The organism is Aeromonas sp. FDAARGOS 1411, from assembly GCF_019047125.1.
Classification (GTDB): Bacteria; Pseudomonadota; Gammaproteobacteria; order Enterobacterales; family Aeromonadaceae; genus Aeromonas; species Aeromonas veronii.
The window spans coordinates 2843170-2857798 of record NZ_CP077214.1 but is presented as its reverse complement, the minus strand read 5'-3'; the positions used below and the strand labels follow the sequence as shown (position 1 = coordinate 2857798).

Here is a 14629-nt window from a genome sequence, read left to right as displayed (position 1 = left end):
GCCCGTGGGTTTAGTCCAGACGTCTGAAGGTGTGGTTGTCGAAGCTGCTCGTAGTCTCCCGGTTGAGCAGGCTGACCAGCAAAATTGCCCGTTTCTCTCCATCCGGCTCCATATAGATGGCTTCGAAGCCGGCAAGCGGCCCCTCTTCAATCAGCACCTTGTCGCCCGAGCAGGGCAGGCTGGCGTAGCTGGCTCTCGCCTCGTCGCTGTCATCGCGGCTCATCAGCTGATAGACCAGCTTGCTGCTGATGGGGGTCCATTCACTGCCAAAGTGGATGATCCGGCTGATGCCGCGGGTCGATTTCAGGGTGACCGGTGTCACCTCTTCCAAATCAACGAAGATAAACAGATAGTTGGGGAACATGGGTTCCCGTACCGGAACTCGCTTGCCCCGGCGCAGCTTCTCGATCTCCACCATGGGGTAATAGGATTCGATACCCTGGGCATCGAGGTGGGCGCGGGCGCGGGCCTCTTCTTTTGGCTTGCAGTAGGCCAGATACCATTTTTTCATGTTATGAGTATGTTCGTGTTGCCGTGCTCGCGGATATGATAGCGGCGCCAATAAAAAAGGCCACGCATTGCGTGGCCTTTTTTGCCGAGTGAGCAATTACCAACCTTTTACCAGGCCGCCTTTGAACAGCTCGAGACCTTTCTTGTAGACATCATCGGTCTGGAAAGCTTGTACGAACTGTTTGACCTTCTCGTCATCCTTGTTGTTGTCGCGGGCGACGATCAGGTTGACGTAGGGGGACTCTTTGTCCTCAACAAACAGGCCGTTCTCGGTCGGGGTCAGACCAATCTGACCGGCGAAGGTGTTGTTGATGATGGCCAAGTCTACGTCTTCCAGCGAGCGCGGCAGTTGGGCTGCTTCCAGCTCGACAATCTTGAAGTTGCGCGGGTTGCTGGCGATATCCAGTACGGTGGCTTCCAGACCGGCGCCATCCTTCAGGGTGATCAGACCCTGTTTGGCCAGCAGGATCAGCGAGCGACCCAGGTTGGTCGGATCGTTCGGTACCGCGATCTGGGCGCCATCTTGCAGCTCGCTCAGCGCCTTGATTTTCTTCGAGTAACCGGCAATCGGATAGACGAAGGTGTTGCCAACCGGCACCAGCTTGAAGCCGCGATCACGTACTTGCGCATCCAGATAGGGTTTGTGCTGGAAAGCGTTGACGTCGATGCTGCCATCGTTCAGCGCCACGTTCGGGGTGACGTAGTCGGAGAAGTTGACCACTTCGACTGTCAGACCGTATTTCTCTTTGGCTACCTTGGCAGCCACTTCAACCAGTTCGGTCTCCGGGCCGGCAATAGCGCCCACTTTCAGAACCTTGCTCTCTTCTTTTTGACCGCAACCGGCCAGAACCAGACCAGCCAGCAGGGCAGCTGCAAAGGATTTGATGCCAAATTTCATAAAACCTCCTGTCAGAAATCGACGATTAACGATGATCACATTTGTTGACCAGGCGCTCACCCGCGCTCTGGATAAGTTGAACCAGTACTACCAGGATAACCACGGTCACCAGCATGACGGTCGGGTCAAAGCGCTGATAACCATAACGAATACCCACATCCCCCAGACCACCGCCACCGATGGCCCCGGCCATGGCCGAGTAGTTCACCAGAGTGACGAGGGTAATGGTGACGCTGTTGAGGATGCCGGGCAGAGCCTCGGGCAGCAGCACCTTGGTGATGATTTGCAGCGGTTTGGCGCCCATCGCCTTGGCCGCTTCCAGCAGGCCGTCCGGCACTTCCATCAGGGCCCCTTCCACCAGACGAGCGATGAAAGGGATGCAACCGACAGTCAGCGGCACTATGGCAGCGATGGTGCCGATACTGGTGCCGACAATCAGCCGAGTCAGCGGAATGATGGCGACCAGCAGGATGATAAAGGGCACCGAGCGACCCACGTTGACCACCATGCCCAGAGTACGGTTGAGCAAGGGGTTGGCCAGGATCTGGCCCGCCTTGGTCACATGCAGCGCTACGCCGAGTGGCAGGCCCAGCAGGCAGCCGAACAGGGCGGAGGCAAACACCATGATCAGGGTGTCGCCCAGGGCCGTGATGAGCAGATTAATCATGGCTTCGGACATAACCCATTACCTCCAGCTGAATGTGGTTGTCGATAAGGAACTGCTGGGTGGCCTCGCACTGGGCTTCATCCCCGAACAGCTCGGCCAGCAGGAAACCGAATTTGACGCCACCTGCGTATTCGATGTCTGCGCTCAGTATGCTGATGTCGATGTTGAAACGGCGGCTCGCCTCGGAGATCAGCGGCGTATCGACCGTGCTGCCGGTAAAGCCGAGTTTCACCAGCGGGTAGCTGCTCGGCACCCGCTCGCTGCTCATCCGATCCTGATACTCCTGCGGTACCTCCAGATGGATGGTGGAGTGGATGAAGTCACGAGCCAGCTGGGTCTTGGCATTGCTGAAGAACCAGGCCACTTCGCCCTGTTCGATCAGACGGCCGTCGCTGATGATGGCCACTTCGTCACAGATCCCCTTCACCACATCCATCTCGTGGGTGATGAGCAGGATGGTGAGCCCCAGCTTGACGTTGATCTCCTTGAGCAGGGTCAGGATCGAGCGGGTGGTCTGCGGGTCGAGGGCCGAGGTGGCCTCGTCACAGAGCAGTACTTTGGGGGCGGGTGCCAGTGCGCGGGCAATGGCGACGCGTTGTTTCTGACCGCCGGAAAGCTCGGACGGATAGGCCTGGGCACGGGCTTCCAGCCCGACCAGCGCCAGCAGTTCGGCAACCCGTTGCTGGATCTTCTCTTTGCTCCAGCCTGCCAGCTCCAGCGGAAAGGCGATGTTGGCAAACACAGTGCGGGAGGCAAGCAGGTTGAAGTGCTGGAAAATCATCCCGATCTGGCGGCGAGCCTGGGTCAGATCCCGTTCGCTCAGGGCGACCAGATCCTGGCCATCAACGATGACTTGACCCTCTGTCGGGCGCTCCAGCAGGTTGACACAACGAATGAGGGTACTCTTGCCGGCACCGGAGGCACCGATCACCCCGAAAATTTTGCCTTGGGGTACATGCAGACTCACATCACGCAGGGCGTGCACGGCGTCACTGCCTGTACCGTAGACTTTGTTGAGACCGATCAACTTAATCATGGATTCTTCCGTGCTAACAGCCTTAAAGCACAGGGCGCTACAGGCGGGGAAATTGGGCAGAGGTTCCACTGGGTTACTCTGTCATCATGGAGGATGATGCTAAGATGTCTGGATGGCCATGTCAATGCATGTTTTTACGTCTAGACGTCTAAAAAAGTGATAAGGATTTCTGTCAGGCGGATAACGATCAGGATGGTATTGTTGCTCTGCCAGATCCTGTTTCGTCCCTGCGGCAGATAACCGAATTAAAGATGGTTTATATCGGGTAAATGCTGGTTTTATTAGTGTGTCAGCCCGTTTTTGTTCACATCTGCTGTCGAGCTTAATGCTCCTCCATCGTTACACAAATTGCTGCACAAATCGTTCCCTATTCGCGACCGGATCACCTGACCGTCACTTTGTCGGCGTCAACCTTGATGCAGCGCAAGGGGGGCTCGGATAGGGATTGGGTCGGTGGCGCCGGTTTTTTATACTAATGACGTCGACAAGCATGGAGGGCAGTGCGATGAGATTCCAACAGATCAAAGAGTTGCTGCACTATCTTGAGCAGGTTCATCACCAGCTCGGACTCTGTTACGGGCGTTTGACCAGTCAGGTGGACAGCGAACGCAGCCGGATGTTGCTGGTCTATCTGCAAGGGCGTGAGGATGCGGCCAGTGCCCATCTGCACGAATATACCGCTCAGCTGGGAGATGCGGTCAGGGAGACCTGGCTGAACCAGAGTTTCAGCGAGGATATGCTGCCTGCCATTACCCGCTTCGAGCTGCCGGCATCAGTCCAGACTCAGGATATCGTCACTCAGGTATGCCGCTGGGAAGAGCAGCTGGTGGGCGAACTGAGTCATCTGGCCCGGGAGTGCCCGACACCGGCCACCACCGCTTTGCTCGAGAATCTGGCCGGGCTGGAGCAGACCCGCTTGACCCGACTGGTGCACGGGGTGCATCGACTCGACGACATGTAACGGGTGATAAGCGCCAAACACGCAAGATGATGGCCAAACAAAAGGGCCCGGCAGCAGTGCCGGGCCCTTTCCATTGGATATCTGCTGATTTGCCGTGAGCGTCGGTCAGCCTTGCTGCTCGGCCGCGTAGAGGGCGGCCCCGATAATGCCCGCCTGATTGAGGCTGGTCGCCGGAATAAGCGGCGCCCGGGTCTCGATGCGATCGACAAACTTCTCCAGCTTGGCTGCGCTGCCGCCCCCCAGAATGAACATATCAGGGGAGAAGAGAAACTCGAGGCGCGCCAGATACTTGTTGAAACGCTTGCCCCAGCGGTTCCAGGAGAGATCTTCCCGTTTGCGTGCCGCATCGGAGCAGTAGTGCTCGGCGACCATTCCTTCCAGCATCAGATGGCCCAGCTCGGTGTTGGGCAGCAGATGGCCATTGACGAAGATGGCGGTGCCGATACCGGTGCCGACCGTGATGAGGATGATGACCCCCTTGCGATCCTTGCCAGCGCCAAAGCGCATCTCGGCCAGACCGGCGGCATCGGCATCATTCAGCACATAGCAGGGCTTGCCGGTGACATCGGCAAACAGATGCTCGGCATCGGTTTCGATCCAGCTCTTGTCGATGTTGGCGGCACTCTTGGCAACCCCGTTGTGGATAGTGGCGGGAAAGCCGCAGCCCACCGGTCCTTTCCAGTCGAAGTGTTCGACCAGCGCCTTGAGGGTATGGGCGATGGCGGCCGGGGTGGCCGGTTGCGGTGTGGCAATGCGATGGCGCTCGCCAATCAATTCGCCGGTTTTGGTATCGACCAGACAGCCCTTGATCCCTGAGCCTCCAATATCCACTCCCAACATATGCATCTGTGTTGTCCTTGTTGTGTGCCGAGCAGTTTGCAGTGACCACGCTGTTATGGGCACTGCAGGTCGGCAGAGCATGAAAAAAGTGCTGCAATCCGGCAAGGGGCAGATCACTTATGCGTGATCCGACAGACCTTTTTCGATGCAGCGGATCAGCAAACGGGTCTTCTTGTTCTCTTCATCCTGACGCCGGGCAAGGGTGGCCAGCGCCCATTCGATATGTTCGGCCACCATGGGAGCGGCGGTGGTCAGCCCCAGTTGCAGGGCCGCGATCACCTCGGGGGTCGCTGGACCATTGCCAAGGGCGACTGCCAGATTGCGGCGCCAGCGCTGGTAACCGATGCGGCGGATCGGGCTTCCCTCGGTCTGTTTGAGGAAATCGCTCTCGCTCCAGAACCACAGTGCCAGCAGGGGGGGGCGGTGCAGACTGGGGCGCGGGCTGAAGTCGGGTTCCGGGCTGGCATCTGCGTAGCGATTCCAGGGGCAGATAAGCTGGCAGTCGTCGCAGCCGTAGATGCGGTTGCCCATCAGGGGCCTGAACTCTTCCGGAATAGGGCCGTCATTCTCGATGGTGAGATAGGAGATGCAGCGGCGGCCATCTACCACATAGGGGGCGACAATGGCGCCGGTCGGGCAGATGTTGATGCAGGCGACACACTTGCCGCACTGTTCCTTCTCCACTGGCTGGTCGAGCGGCAGCGGCAGGTTGAGCAACAGCTCACCGAGAAAGAAGAAGGAGCCGGCCGATTCGTTGAGCAGCAGTGAGTGTTTGCCAACCCAGCCTAGGCCCGCCTTGGCTGCCAGTGGTCGCTCGAGGATGGGAGCGGAGTCGACGAAGGGGCGCCACTCACCCAAGGCCTCTTCAGTACCTTGAAACAGCTCGGCGCAGCGCGCTTCAATGCGATCACCCAGCAGTTTGAGCCGGTTGCGCAGCACCTTGTGGTAGTCACGACCGAGAGCATAGCGGCTGATATAGCCGAGGGTCGGATCGCGCAGGGTAGCGGCGAAGCCCGCCTCGAACGGCAGGTAGTTCATCCGCACCGACAACACCCGCACCGTGCCCGGCAGCAGCTCGTGGGGGCGCGCGCGCATCATGCCGTGGCGCGCCATGTAATCCATGCTGCCGTGATAGCCCGCATCCAGCCAGGCCTGCAATCTCGGCTCTTCGATACGCAGGTCGGTGTCTGTGATGCCCGCCTGGTCAAAACCTAGCTCTCGTGCCCAGAGCTTGATATCGTGGGCCAGCTGGTGGAAGTCAGGTGCGCTCATGCGGCTTGGCCTGGTCGGTGTTTGCTGGCGTGGGTCGATTGATAAGAGGCGGGAGCCGTCATGGTAGAGATCATCAGGGGCGCGTTGGGCACAAAAGAGGGGGGCAGTTTACCACAGGGGCTGTGGCAGACTGAACAGATCCGCGCACTGGAGCGCAACTGGGCCGCGCGTGAGGGGCAACCTCTCTATGCCCTGATGGAGCGAGCCGGTGCTGCGCTGCGCACCTATGCTACCCTGCATTGGCCCGACAGTCGCTGCTGGTGGATTTTCGTCGGCCCCGGCAATAACGGCGGTGATGGCTATGTGCTGGCCCGCCTTGCCCGCCAGATTGGCATCGAGGTGGTGGTGATTGCCGCCAGGGCACCCGACCAGCTGAAGGGGGATGCCAGACGGGCCGCTGATGAGTGGCTGGCGGCCGGTGGCCGGGTCTGGCTGGCCGAGCAGTTTGATGGGGACCAGCACTCCGCCCCGGATCTGGTGGTCGATGCCCTGCTTGGCACTGGCGTCAACACGCCCCTCTCGCCACTACTGACAAAGATCGTCGCAACAATCAATGGCTTGGCTGTGCCCGTGCTGGCGGTGGATCTCCCCTCCGGCCTCAACGGCGATACCGGCCGAGCCATGGGGGCCGTGGTGCAGGCCACTCGCACCCTCACCTTTATCGGTATCAAGCAGGGGATGCTCACCGGCGACGGGGTGGATTGCGTCGGCCAGCTCGACTGTGATCCCCTTGGCGTCACGCCTGATGACACTATGCTGCCCGCCGCCTGGCGTATCGATTATCCGCAGCTGAGCACGCAACTGACCCCGCGCCCGCGCGCTTCCCACAAGGGCTCTTATGGCAAGGTACTGCTGGTGGGGGGCAATCGCGGGATGCAGGGGGCCATCGTGCTGGCGGCCCGCGCCTGCCTGCGGGCGGGGGCCGGGCTGGTGCGAGTGTGTCAGCATCCGGAGCATCCGCCGGTCAGCCTCTATCAACCCGAACTGATGAGTCTCACCAGCGCTGATGACGAGGGGTGGGCGTTGGTGCGGGTCATCGGCCCCGGCCTCGGTCAGGATGAGTGGGGAAGCGCGCAAATCGCCCGTTATCTCACCGAACGGCTGCCACTGGTTTTGGACGCCGATGGATTGAATTGGCTGGCGCAATCTCCCCGCCATCAGGATAATTGGGTGCTCACGCCCCATCCCGGCGAAGCGGCGCGCCTGCTGGGATGCACCATTGCCGAGATTGAAACCGACCGGTTTGCCGCCGTGCAGGCGCTGCAGCGGCGTTATGGCGGTGTGGTGTTGTTAAAAGGGGCGGGAACACTTATTTATGACGGCGAGCGGGTCGCTCTCTGTTGTGAAGGCAATCCCGGCATGGCAAGTGGCGGGATGGGCGATCTGTTATCTGGTATAATCGCCGCCCTTTTGGCCCAGGGCTGGTCTGCCACCATGGCAAGCTGGCTGGGCGCCGTGATCCACGGCGAGGCTGCAGATCAGGCCGCCGCTGACGGAGAGCGGGGCATGCTGGCGTCAGATCTGCTGCCGCTGATCCGCAAACTGGTTAATCCCGACACCATTACAAGTTAAAAAGAAGAACATGGCAAAACAGTTGATGATGACACTGCCGGACGAGGCAGCAACCGTGGCACTGGGTGGCCGTCTGGCACAGGCCTGTCAGCAGGCGACCACAGTGTTTTTGCATGGCACGCTTGGCGCCGGTAAAACCACCCTGACCCGCGGCTGGGTGCAGGGCCTTGGCCATCAGGGCAAGGTAAAAAGCCCGACTTACACCCTGGTCGAGCCCTACGAGCTCGATAGCTGGCAGGTCTACCATTTCGATCTCTATCGCCTGGCAGATCCGGAAGAGCTGGAATTCATGGGCATTCGGGACTATTTTGCCGCCAACACAGTCTGTCTGGTGGAGTGGTCCGAGAAGGGCGAGGGCTGGTTACCGGCTCCCGACCTGGAAATTACCCTCACTTATGTAGGCGAGCAGCGCGAGGTTCTGATAGAGGCCCGCACTGCTATTGGCGAAGCCATTCTGGAACGGTTGTCATCTACGTGCGCTTGATCCTTGTTATTGCTCTCTCTTTGATGGCGTTACCCTCTTGGGCGAATCAGCTCAAGAGTGTACGAATCTGGCCATCACCGGATAACACCCGGGTGGTGCTCGATATGAGCAGCGCCCCAAATTACAACTACTTCACCCTCACCGGCCCGGATCGGCTGGTGATCGATCTGAAAGGGGCGAGCAACGCCGCCAATCTGGCCCGGATCGAGAACAACAGCGAACTGGTGCGCAAGATCCGCCAGAGTACACCGCTGGAGAAGGGCGGTCTGCGACTGGTGATGGATCTCAGCTCCGCCATCAAGCCGGTGGTCTTTCCGTTGGCACCAGCCGGGCCCTATGGCCACCGTCTGGTCATCGACCTGCCTTATGAAGAGAAGCGCTCGGCGGCTGCGGTGCAGTCCACGCCTGTCGGTGGCAAGGGCAAGGGGGTGGTGATTGCCATCGACCCGGGCCACGGCGGGGAAGACCCGGGCTCCATCGGCCCGCGCCGTACCTACGAGAAGCGGGTCACGCTGGCGGTCTCCCAGAAGCTGGCGGCACTGATCGACCGTGAACCGGGGATGCGCGCCGTGATGACCCGTCGTGGCGATTACTTCGTCGATCTCAACAAGCGCTCCGAGATCGCCCGCAAGGCCAAGGCGGATCTGCTGGTCTCTATCCATGCAGACAGTTTTCATAACTCGACCCCGCGCGGTGCCTCGGTCTGGGTCTTGTCGACCAACCGTGCCAACCGCGAGATGGGTAGCTGGCTGGAGAAGCAAGAGAAGCAGGGCGAGCTGCTGGGTGGTGTCGGCAAGGTGTTGGCGGAATCCGATCCCAACCCCTATCTGGCACAGACCTTCCTCGACCTCTCCATGGACAAGTCCCGTGCCGAAGGATATGACGTCAGCCGCCAGATCCTGCGCTCCATGGGCAAGGTTGCCCGACTGCACAAGAAGGCGCCGGAGCATGCCAGTCTGGCGGTGCTGAAGGCGCCGGATATTCCCTCGGTGCTGGTGGAGACCGGTTTTATCTCCAATCATGCGGAAGAGAAGCTGCTGGCCACCGCCAGCTATCAGGACCAGCTGGCCCGCGCCATCTTCGAGGGGATCCGTAACTACTACCGCGCTCACCCGACCAAGGGGGCCATGCTGACCGGCAAGGGGCAGGTGAGCCAACCTGCCGCTACTCGCCCTGCACCGGTAGCTCGGCAGCCGGTGAGCCAGCCCAGGCAGGCACAGTCGCAGCCGGTAGTGACCAACAAGATGCCCGCCACCGTCCGTGACGGCGGTGCTGGGAGCGGCTCTGGCGCCGGGGTGATCAAGCCTTACTCGGCAGCAGCGCAAGAGACCGGAGCGCCGGTCAGCAGCGTGGGCGACTATGACAAATCGCGGATGCTCCGCCATGTGGTCAAACGGGGTGAGAGCCTCTCCCGCCTTGCCGAGAAGCATGGAGTGAGTCAGTCCACTCTGGTGGAGATCAACCAGCTGCGCAGCCGGGATATTCAGATTGGTCAAACAATCTATATTCCCCAGCAAGGGCAGAGCCGCGCTGCCGCCCCCGTTCGCAGTGACGACAAGTCGCAGATGATCCGCCATGTGGTCAAGCGGGGCGAGAGTCTCTCCCGCCTTGCCGAGAAACATGGGGTGAGTCAGGCTCGGCTGGTAGAGATCAACAAGCTCAAGTCGCGGAATATTCAGGTAGGGCAGGTGCTCTACATTCCGCAAAACTGACGCGCGGGAGCGGGCGATGCCGCTCCCGCTGTTAGCGAATACCATCAGCAAGATTGAAATTCAGGAGTCAGCAATGCCGATCCGTATATTGCCCCCTATCCTTGCCAACCAGATTCCGGTTGGTGGAGAGGTGGTGGAGCGGCCCTCCTGGAGCCTTAAGAGACTGACCATCCGCAAGATAGAAATTCAGGAGTAAATGATGCCGATCCGTATTTTGCCACCCATTCTGGCCAACCAGATTGCAGCCGGAGAGGTGGTGGAGCGGCCCTCTTCTGTGGTGAAAGAGCTGGTGGAGAATAGCCTGGATGCGGGGGCCGACCGGGTCGAGATCGACATCGACAAGGGGGGAGCCAAGCTGATCCGCATCCGTGACAACGGCTGTGGCGTCGCCAAAGACGAGCTGGTGCTGGCGCTGTCGCGTCATGCGACCTCCAAGGTGGCCACGTTGGATGATCTGGAAGGGATCAACAGCCTCGGCTTTCGTGGTGAGGCGCTCGCCTCCATCAGCTCGGTCTCCCGTCTCACCTTCACCTCCCGTACTGCAGATCAGTCCGAAGCCTGGCAAGCCCAGGCGGAAGGGCGCGAAATGAGCGTCACTATCAAGCCGGCGGCCCATCCAGTAGGCACTACGGTGGAGGTGGTGGATCTCTTCTTCAATACCCCGGCGCGGCGCAAGTTCATGCGCAGCGAAAAGACCGAGTTTGCCCATATCGACGAGCTGGTGCGCCGTATCGCGCTCTCTCGCTTCGATGCCACCCTGATCCTGCGCCACAATGGCAAGGTGGTGCGCCAGTACAAGGCCGCCAATACCGTGCCGGAGCAGGAGCGACGTCTCGCCGCCGTTTGCGGCACCCCCTTCATGCACCATGCGCTGGCGGTGGAGAGCGAGCATAGCGACGTGCGGCTGTGGGGCTGGCTGGCGACTCCGGAGGGGGCAAGACCGCAGAACGACCTGCAATACACCTATGTCAACGGCCGGATGATGCGCGACAAGCTCATCAATCACGCCATTCGTCAGGCCTATGACGAGCTATTGCCTCCCGATCGTTTCGCCGCTTATGTGCTCTATATCGAGCTTGATCCCCGTCAGGTGGATGTCAACGTCCACCCGGCCAAGCATGAGGTGCGCTTCCATCAGGCGCGACTGATCCACGACTTTATCTTTCAGGCGCTGTTTACTGCGCTGCGCCGCGAAGGAGTCAGCGCCGTTCATCAGGACGCGCCGCTGGCCGAAACCCTGGTCGAGTTGCCGGTCACTCCGCAAATTGAATATCCCGGTCAGGCGCCACGCCCGGAGTGGTACGGTGCCGAGCACAGCTACCGGGCACCTGCACAGGTACGGGAGGGGAGCGGTGGGGCTGGCCGAGCCAGCAATTATCAACCGCCCGAGCCCCCCAGTCGGGAGGCGATGCGCGGCATGGGCGCTCTGCTAACTACGCTGCCTATCGCAACTGCGACTGAGGCTGCGCCTGTGCAGCCCACTGATCCAGTGCCGTCACCCAAACAGGGGGGATGTCGCGCCCTGACATTGGTGGAGCAGGCCTACCTGTTGATCGAGCGGGATAATCAGCTGGCGCTGCTCTCGCTGGTGCGCGCCGAGCGGGTGCTGCTGCGCCACTGGCTGCTGGAGACCTGGGGCCAGGGACTGGCGGCCCAGCCACTGTTGCTGCCGGTCTCCTTCAAATTGCCGAAGAATCTGATCGCGCTGGCGACCGAGCAGGAACGTCTGCTGAAACGGATGGGACTGGAGTTGAAAAGCGGGGGGCGCGACACCATGATCCTGACTCGGGTGCCGGCTCTGCTGCGCCAGACCGATCTGGTGCGTCTGTTACCCGAATTGCTGCAAATTATCGAGGGCGGATCTGACAGTGATGCTGGTCAGCAGGCTGAAGTATTATGCCAATGGCTGGTGGAGCAGGGGATAAACCGCGAGAAGATGTACGATTTTTCAACTGCCAGTCGTCTGCTGACGGAACTTGTGACCGATTTCAGTGACCAACTGGCAGACATTCGCATGGTGCGCCCGCTTTCGCTGGCGACCGTGCTGGAGGAGTTTGAACATGGCGAGTGACTTGCCGACCGCAATTTTTCTGATGGGGCCGACGGCCTCCGGCAAGACGGATCTCGCCATTGAACTGTGCCAGGCACTGCCTTGCGACATCATCAGCGTCGATTCTGCGCTGATCTATCGCGGCATGAATGTAGGCACAGCCAAGCCGACTGCCGATGAGCTGGCGCGGGCCCCGCACCGGCTGATCGATATTCTTGATCCTGCTGTGAGCTATTCGGCAGCCGATTTTTGCAAGGATGCCCTGCGGGAGATGAAAGAGATCGCCGACCGTGGCCGCATTCCGCTGCTCGTAGGCGGCACCATGCTCTATTTCAAGGCGCTGCTGGAGGGATTGTCCCCGCTGCCCTCCGCCGATCCCGCCATTCGTGCCGGGATTGAGGAAGAGGCTGCCCGCCTCGGTTGGCAGGCGCTGCACGATGAGCTGGTGCGCATCGACCCGGTGGCCGGGGCGCGGATCCACCCCAATGACCCACAGCGACTCTCTCGGGCGCTGGAGGTCTACCGTATCAGCGGCAAGACCCTTACCGAGCTGACGCAGGTGCAGGGGGAGGGCTTGCCCTATCGGGTGCAGCAGTTTGCCATCGCCCCGAGCGATCGTGCCGTGCTGCATCAGCGGATCGAACAGCGCTTTGACAAGATGCTGCAAGGTGGCTTTGAACAGGAGGTTCGTGCGCTGATGGCGCGCGGCGATCTGACCCCGGATCTCCCCTCCATTCGCTGTGTGGGTTATCGCCAAATGTGGGACTACCTGTGCGGTGAAGTGGGGTATGATGAGATGCGTTATCGTGGCATTGTTGCCACACGCCAATTGGCAAAACGACAGATGACCTGGTTGCGCGGCTGGCCCGATGTGATCTGGTTGGAATCTGGTGAGTCTGGCAATCTCGACCGCGTGCTTGCTCGCGCTGGTGCGGCTTGACACTCCCTGTATAATCAGGTTGTTATATTGATATTCGGTGTTTAAAAACAACAAACTATAAGGAAAAGAAAAATGGCTAAGGGGCAATCTCTCCAAGACCCGTTTTTGAATGCGCTGCGCCGTGAGCGGATTCCTGTTTCTATCTATTTGGTGAACGGCATCAAACTGCAAGGTCAGATCGAGTCTTTTGACCAGTTTGTTATCCTGCTGAAAAACACCGTGAGCCAGATGGTTTACAAACACGCCATCTCGACTGTCGTACCGGCCCGTGCCGTCAATCATCACCAGCCCACTCCGGGTGGCGCGGCTGATGAACAGGGTGATGCCGAGGCGTGATATCCCTGGGCGAGTCGACTCGCCAACTCAGATTCATCATGATTCCTGTTAAGGAGCAAGCGCTTGTTTGACCGTTATGAAGCTGGCGAACAGGCCGTTCTGGTGCATGTCAACTTCAGTGATGAGGGTGAGCGGGAGGATCTGGAAGAGCTCAAGATGTTGGTGAGCTCGGCCGGAGTCAATGCGCTGGGGGTAATTACCACCAGTCGCAGTGCGCCCAGTGCCAAATTTTTTGTCGGCAGTGGCAAGGCTGAAGAGATCGCGTCCCAAGTCCAGATGCTGGATGCCGACGTCGTCATCTTCAACCATGCCCTGACCCCCGCCCAGGAGCGCAACCTGGAGCGTCTGTTCCAGTGCCGGGTGGTGGATCGAACCGGCCTGATCCTCGATATCTTTGCCCAGCGGGCCCGAACCCACGAAGGTAAACTGCAGGTCGAACTGGCCCAGTTGCGCCATCTTTCCACTCGTCTGGTGCGAGGCTGGACCCACCTTGAGCGTCAAAAGGGCGGGATCGGTCTGCGTGGTCCGGGTGAAACTCAGCTTGAAACTGACCGACGTCTGCTGCGGGAACGCATCAAGGCGATTTTGCGTCGGCTCGACAAGGTGGCCAAGCAGCGGGAGCAGGGACGCCGCGCCCGCAACCGCAACGAAGTGCCGACGGTGTCACTGGTTGGTTATACCAACGCCGGAAAGTCCACTTTGTTCAACCAACTTACAGCTGCCAGCGTGTATGCTGCCGACCAATTGTTCGCAACTCTGGATCCCACCCTGCGTAAACTGGTGATCCGGGATGTGGGTGATGTGATTTTGGCGGATACAGTTGGATTTATTCGACACTTGCCCCATGATCTGGTCGCGGCCTTCAAGGCGACCCTGCAGGAGACCCGTGAAGCGGATCTGCTGCTGCATGTGGTGGACTGTGCCGATGAGCAGATGCAGGAGAATATCGACTCCGTGCAGCAGGTGTTGGCCGAGATTGAAGCCGATGACAGGCCCCAGCTGATGATCTGCAACAAGATCGACAAGCTGGCGGATCGTCCGGCAGGTCTGGAGCGAGATGACGAGGGGCGCCCGTTGCGCGTCTGGCTGTCGGCCCAGACTGGTGAAGGTTGTGAGCATCTGTTTACGGCGCTGACCGAATTGCTGGCTGGCTCCATGGTGCATCACACCCTGCAGTTACCTCCTTCTGCCGCGAGATTGCGCAGTGCGCTCTATCAGCTGAAAGGGATTGAGCAGGAAGGTTTTAGCGAGGAGGGTGATTTCGTGCTGGAAGTCCGCTTGCAAGTGGCCGACTGGAACCGCCTCGTGAAACAGGAAGGTGAGAGTTTACAACGCTTTATCAGGCATTGAT

15 protein-coding genes are annotated in these 14629 nt (G+C 59.9%); 9 read left to right on the top strand and 6 right to left on the bottom strand.

Annotated features, from left to right (window positions below; all coding sequences use genetic code 11):
* Positions 1-10: 10 nt before the first annotated feature.
* The 4 genes from rfaH to metN all read right to left on the bottom strand — a co-directional run bounded on the left by rfaH (position 11) and on the right by metN (position 3111).
* Complete coding sequence (rfaH, locus tag I6L41_RS12730) at positions 11-511, bottom strand: transcription/translation regulatory transformer protein RfaH (protein WP_005339074.1); 501 nt, start codon at positions 509-511, stop codon at positions 11-13.
* 96 nt (positions 512-607) lie between these two features.
* A complete protein-coding gene (metQ, locus tag I6L41_RS12725; RefSeq protein WP_216959259.1) occupies positions 608-1408 on the bottom strand; it encodes a methionine ABC transporter substrate-binding lipoprotein MetQ in 801 nt (266 codons plus the stop codon).
* A 25-nt stretch (positions 1409-1433) separates the two neighbouring features.
* On the bottom strand, positions 1434-2087 hold the full coding sequence (locus I6L41_RS12720; RefSeq protein ID WP_005339070.1) for a methionine ABC transporter permease: 654 nt from the start codon (positions 2085-2087) through the stop codon (positions 1434-1436).
* Positions 2068-3111, bottom strand: coding sequence for a methionine ABC transporter ATP-binding protein MetN (metN, locus tag I6L41_RS12715; RefSeq protein ID WP_216959256.1), 1044 nt, complete (start codon positions 3109-3111; stop codon positions 2068-2070). Before metN ends, I6L41_RS12720 begins: the two co-directional genes overlap by 20 nt.
* A gap of 505 nt (positions 3112-3616) precedes the next feature.
* Here metN and I6L41_RS12710 point away from each other — a divergent pair.
* Positions 3617-4072: a hypothetical protein gene (locus I6L41_RS12710; RefSeq protein ID WP_201938481.1), complete on the top strand. Its 456-nt coding sequence runs from the start codon at positions 3617-3619 to the stop codon at positions 4070-4072.
* A 105-nt stretch (positions 4073-4177) separates the two neighbouring features.
* Here I6L41_RS12710 and ppgK read toward each other — a convergent pair whose 3' ends face one another.
* Both ppgK and queG read right to left on the bottom strand, forming a co-directional pair.
* Positions 4178-4918, bottom strand: a complete 741-nt coding sequence (gene ppgK / locus I6L41_RS12705) for a polyphosphate--glucose phosphotransferase (RefSeq protein ID WP_216959253.1) — start codon at positions 4916-4918, stop codon at positions 4178-4180.
* 111 nt (positions 4919-5029) lie between these two features.
* Positions 5030-6184: a tRNA epoxyqueuosine(34) reductase QueG gene (gene queG, locus I6L41_RS12700; RefSeq protein ID WP_216959248.1), complete on the bottom strand. Its 1155-nt coding sequence runs from the start codon at positions 6182-6184 to the stop codon at positions 5030-5032.
* Positions 6185-6244: 60 nt separating this feature from the next.
* Here queG and I6L41_RS12695 point away from each other — a divergent pair, with 60 nt between their 5' ends.
* The 8 genes from I6L41_RS12695 to hflX all read left to right on the top strand — a co-directional run bounded on the left by I6L41_RS12695 (position 6245) and on the right by hflX (position 14628).
* A complete protein-coding gene (locus tag I6L41_RS12695) occupies positions 6245-7756 on the top strand; it encodes an NAD(P)H-hydrate dehydratase (RefSeq protein ID WP_216959245.1) in 1512 nt (503 codons plus the stop codon).
* 10 nt (positions 7757-7766) lie between these two features.
* Positions 7767-8240, top strand: a complete 474-nt coding sequence (gene tsaE / locus I6L41_RS12690) for a tRNA (adenosine(37)-N6)-threonylcarbamoyltransferase complex ATPase subunit type 1 TsaE (RefSeq protein WP_216959242.1) — start codon at positions 7767-7769, stop codon at positions 8238-8240.
* Between the two features lie 23 nt (positions 8241-8263).
* Entirely contained in the window at positions 8264-9952 is a 1689-nt protein-coding gene (locus tag I6L41_RS12685; protein WP_254203309.1) for an N-acetylmuramoyl-L-alanine amidase, read from the top strand.
* 16 nt (positions 9953-9968) lie between these two features.
* A complete protein-coding gene (locus I6L41_RS12680; protein WP_047436150.1) occupies positions 9969-10148 on the top strand; it encodes a hypothetical protein in 180 nt (59 codons plus the stop codon).
* A 3-nt stretch (positions 10149-10151) separates the two neighbouring features.
* Positions 10152-12023, top strand: coding sequence for a DNA mismatch repair endonuclease MutL (gene mutL, locus I6L41_RS12675; protein WP_216963953.1), 1872 nt, complete (start codon positions 10152-10154; stop codon positions 12021-12023).
* Positions 12013-12942, top strand: coding sequence for a tRNA (adenosine(37)-N6)-dimethylallyltransferase MiaA (miaA, locus tag I6L41_RS12670; protein WP_216959238.1), 930 nt, complete (start codon positions 12013-12015; stop codon positions 12940-12942). The genes mutL and miaA overlap by 11 nt, the downstream gene beginning before the upstream one ends.
* Before the next feature lie 72 nt (positions 12943-13014).
* The gene (hfq, locus tag I6L41_RS12665) at positions 13015-13278 is read left to right on the top strand and encodes an RNA chaperone Hfq (protein ID WP_005339045.1); all 264 of its coding nucleotides are present in this window, start codon (positions 13015-13017) and stop codon (positions 13276-13278) included.
* Positions 13279-13341: 63 nt separating this feature from the next.
* Entirely contained in the window at positions 13342-14628 is a 1287-nt protein-coding gene (hflX, locus tag I6L41_RS12660; protein WP_005339043.1) for a ribosome rescue GTPase HflX, read from the top strand.
* The last annotated feature ends 1 nt before the right edge of the window (position 14629 follow it).

What these genes read in the sequence shown, in the direction of transcription:
- rfaH (WP_005339074.1), bottom strand. Translation starts at nt 511, where the DNA reads ATGAAAAAATGGTATCTGGCCTACTGCAAGCCAAAAGAAGAGGCCCGC.
- metQ (WP_216959259.1), bottom strand. Translation starts at nt 1,408, where the DNA reads ATGAAATTTGGCATCAAATCCTTTGCAGCTGCCCTGCTGGCTGGTCTG.
- I6L41_RS12720 (WP_005339070.1), bottom strand. Translation starts at nt 2,087, where the DNA reads ATGTCCGAAGCCATGATTAATCTGCTCATCACGGCCCTGGGCGACACC.
- metN (WP_216959256.1), bottom strand. Translation starts at nt 3,111, where the DNA reads ATGATTAAGTTGATCGGTCTCAACAAAGTCTACGGTACAGGCAGTGAC.
- I6L41_RS12710 (WP_201938481.1), top strand. Translation starts at nt 3,617, where the DNA reads ATGAGATTCCAACAGATCAAAGAGTTGCTGCACTATCTTGAGCAGGTT.
- ppgK (WP_216959253.1), bottom strand. Translation starts at nt 4,918, where the DNA reads ATGCATATGTTGGGAGTGGATATTGGAGGCTCAGGGATCAAGGGCTGT.
- queG (WP_216959248.1), bottom strand. Translation starts at nt 6,184, where the DNA reads ATGAGCGCACCTGACTTCCACCAGCTGGCCCACGATATCAAGCTCTGG.
- I6L41_RS12695 (WP_216959245.1), top strand. Translation starts at nt 6,245, where the DNA reads ATGGTAGAGATCATCAGGGGCGCGTTGGGCACAAAAGAGGGGGGCAGT.
- tsaE (WP_216959242.1), top strand. Translation starts at nt 7,767, where the DNA reads ATGGCAAAACAGTTGATGATGACACTGCCGGACGAGGCAGCAACCGTG.
- I6L41_RS12685 (WP_254203309.1), top strand. Translation starts at nt 8,264, where the DNA reads ATGGCGTTACCCTCTTGGGCGAATCAGCTCAAGAGTGTACGAATCTGG.
- I6L41_RS12680 (WP_047436150.1), top strand. Translation starts at nt 9,969, where the DNA reads ATGCCGCTCCCGCTGTTAGCGAATACCATCAGCAAGATTGAAATTCAG.
- mutL (WP_216963953.1), top strand. Translation starts at nt 10,152, where the DNA reads ATGCCGATCCGTATTTTGCCACCCATTCTGGCCAACCAGATTGCAGCC.
- miaA (WP_216959238.1), top strand. Translation starts at nt 12,013, where the DNA reads ATGGCGAGTGACTTGCCGACCGCAATTTTTCTGATGGGGCCGACGGCC.
- hfq (WP_005339045.1), top strand. Translation starts at nt 13,015, where the DNA reads ATGGCTAAGGGGCAATCTCTCCAAGACCCGTTTTTGAATGCGCTGCGC.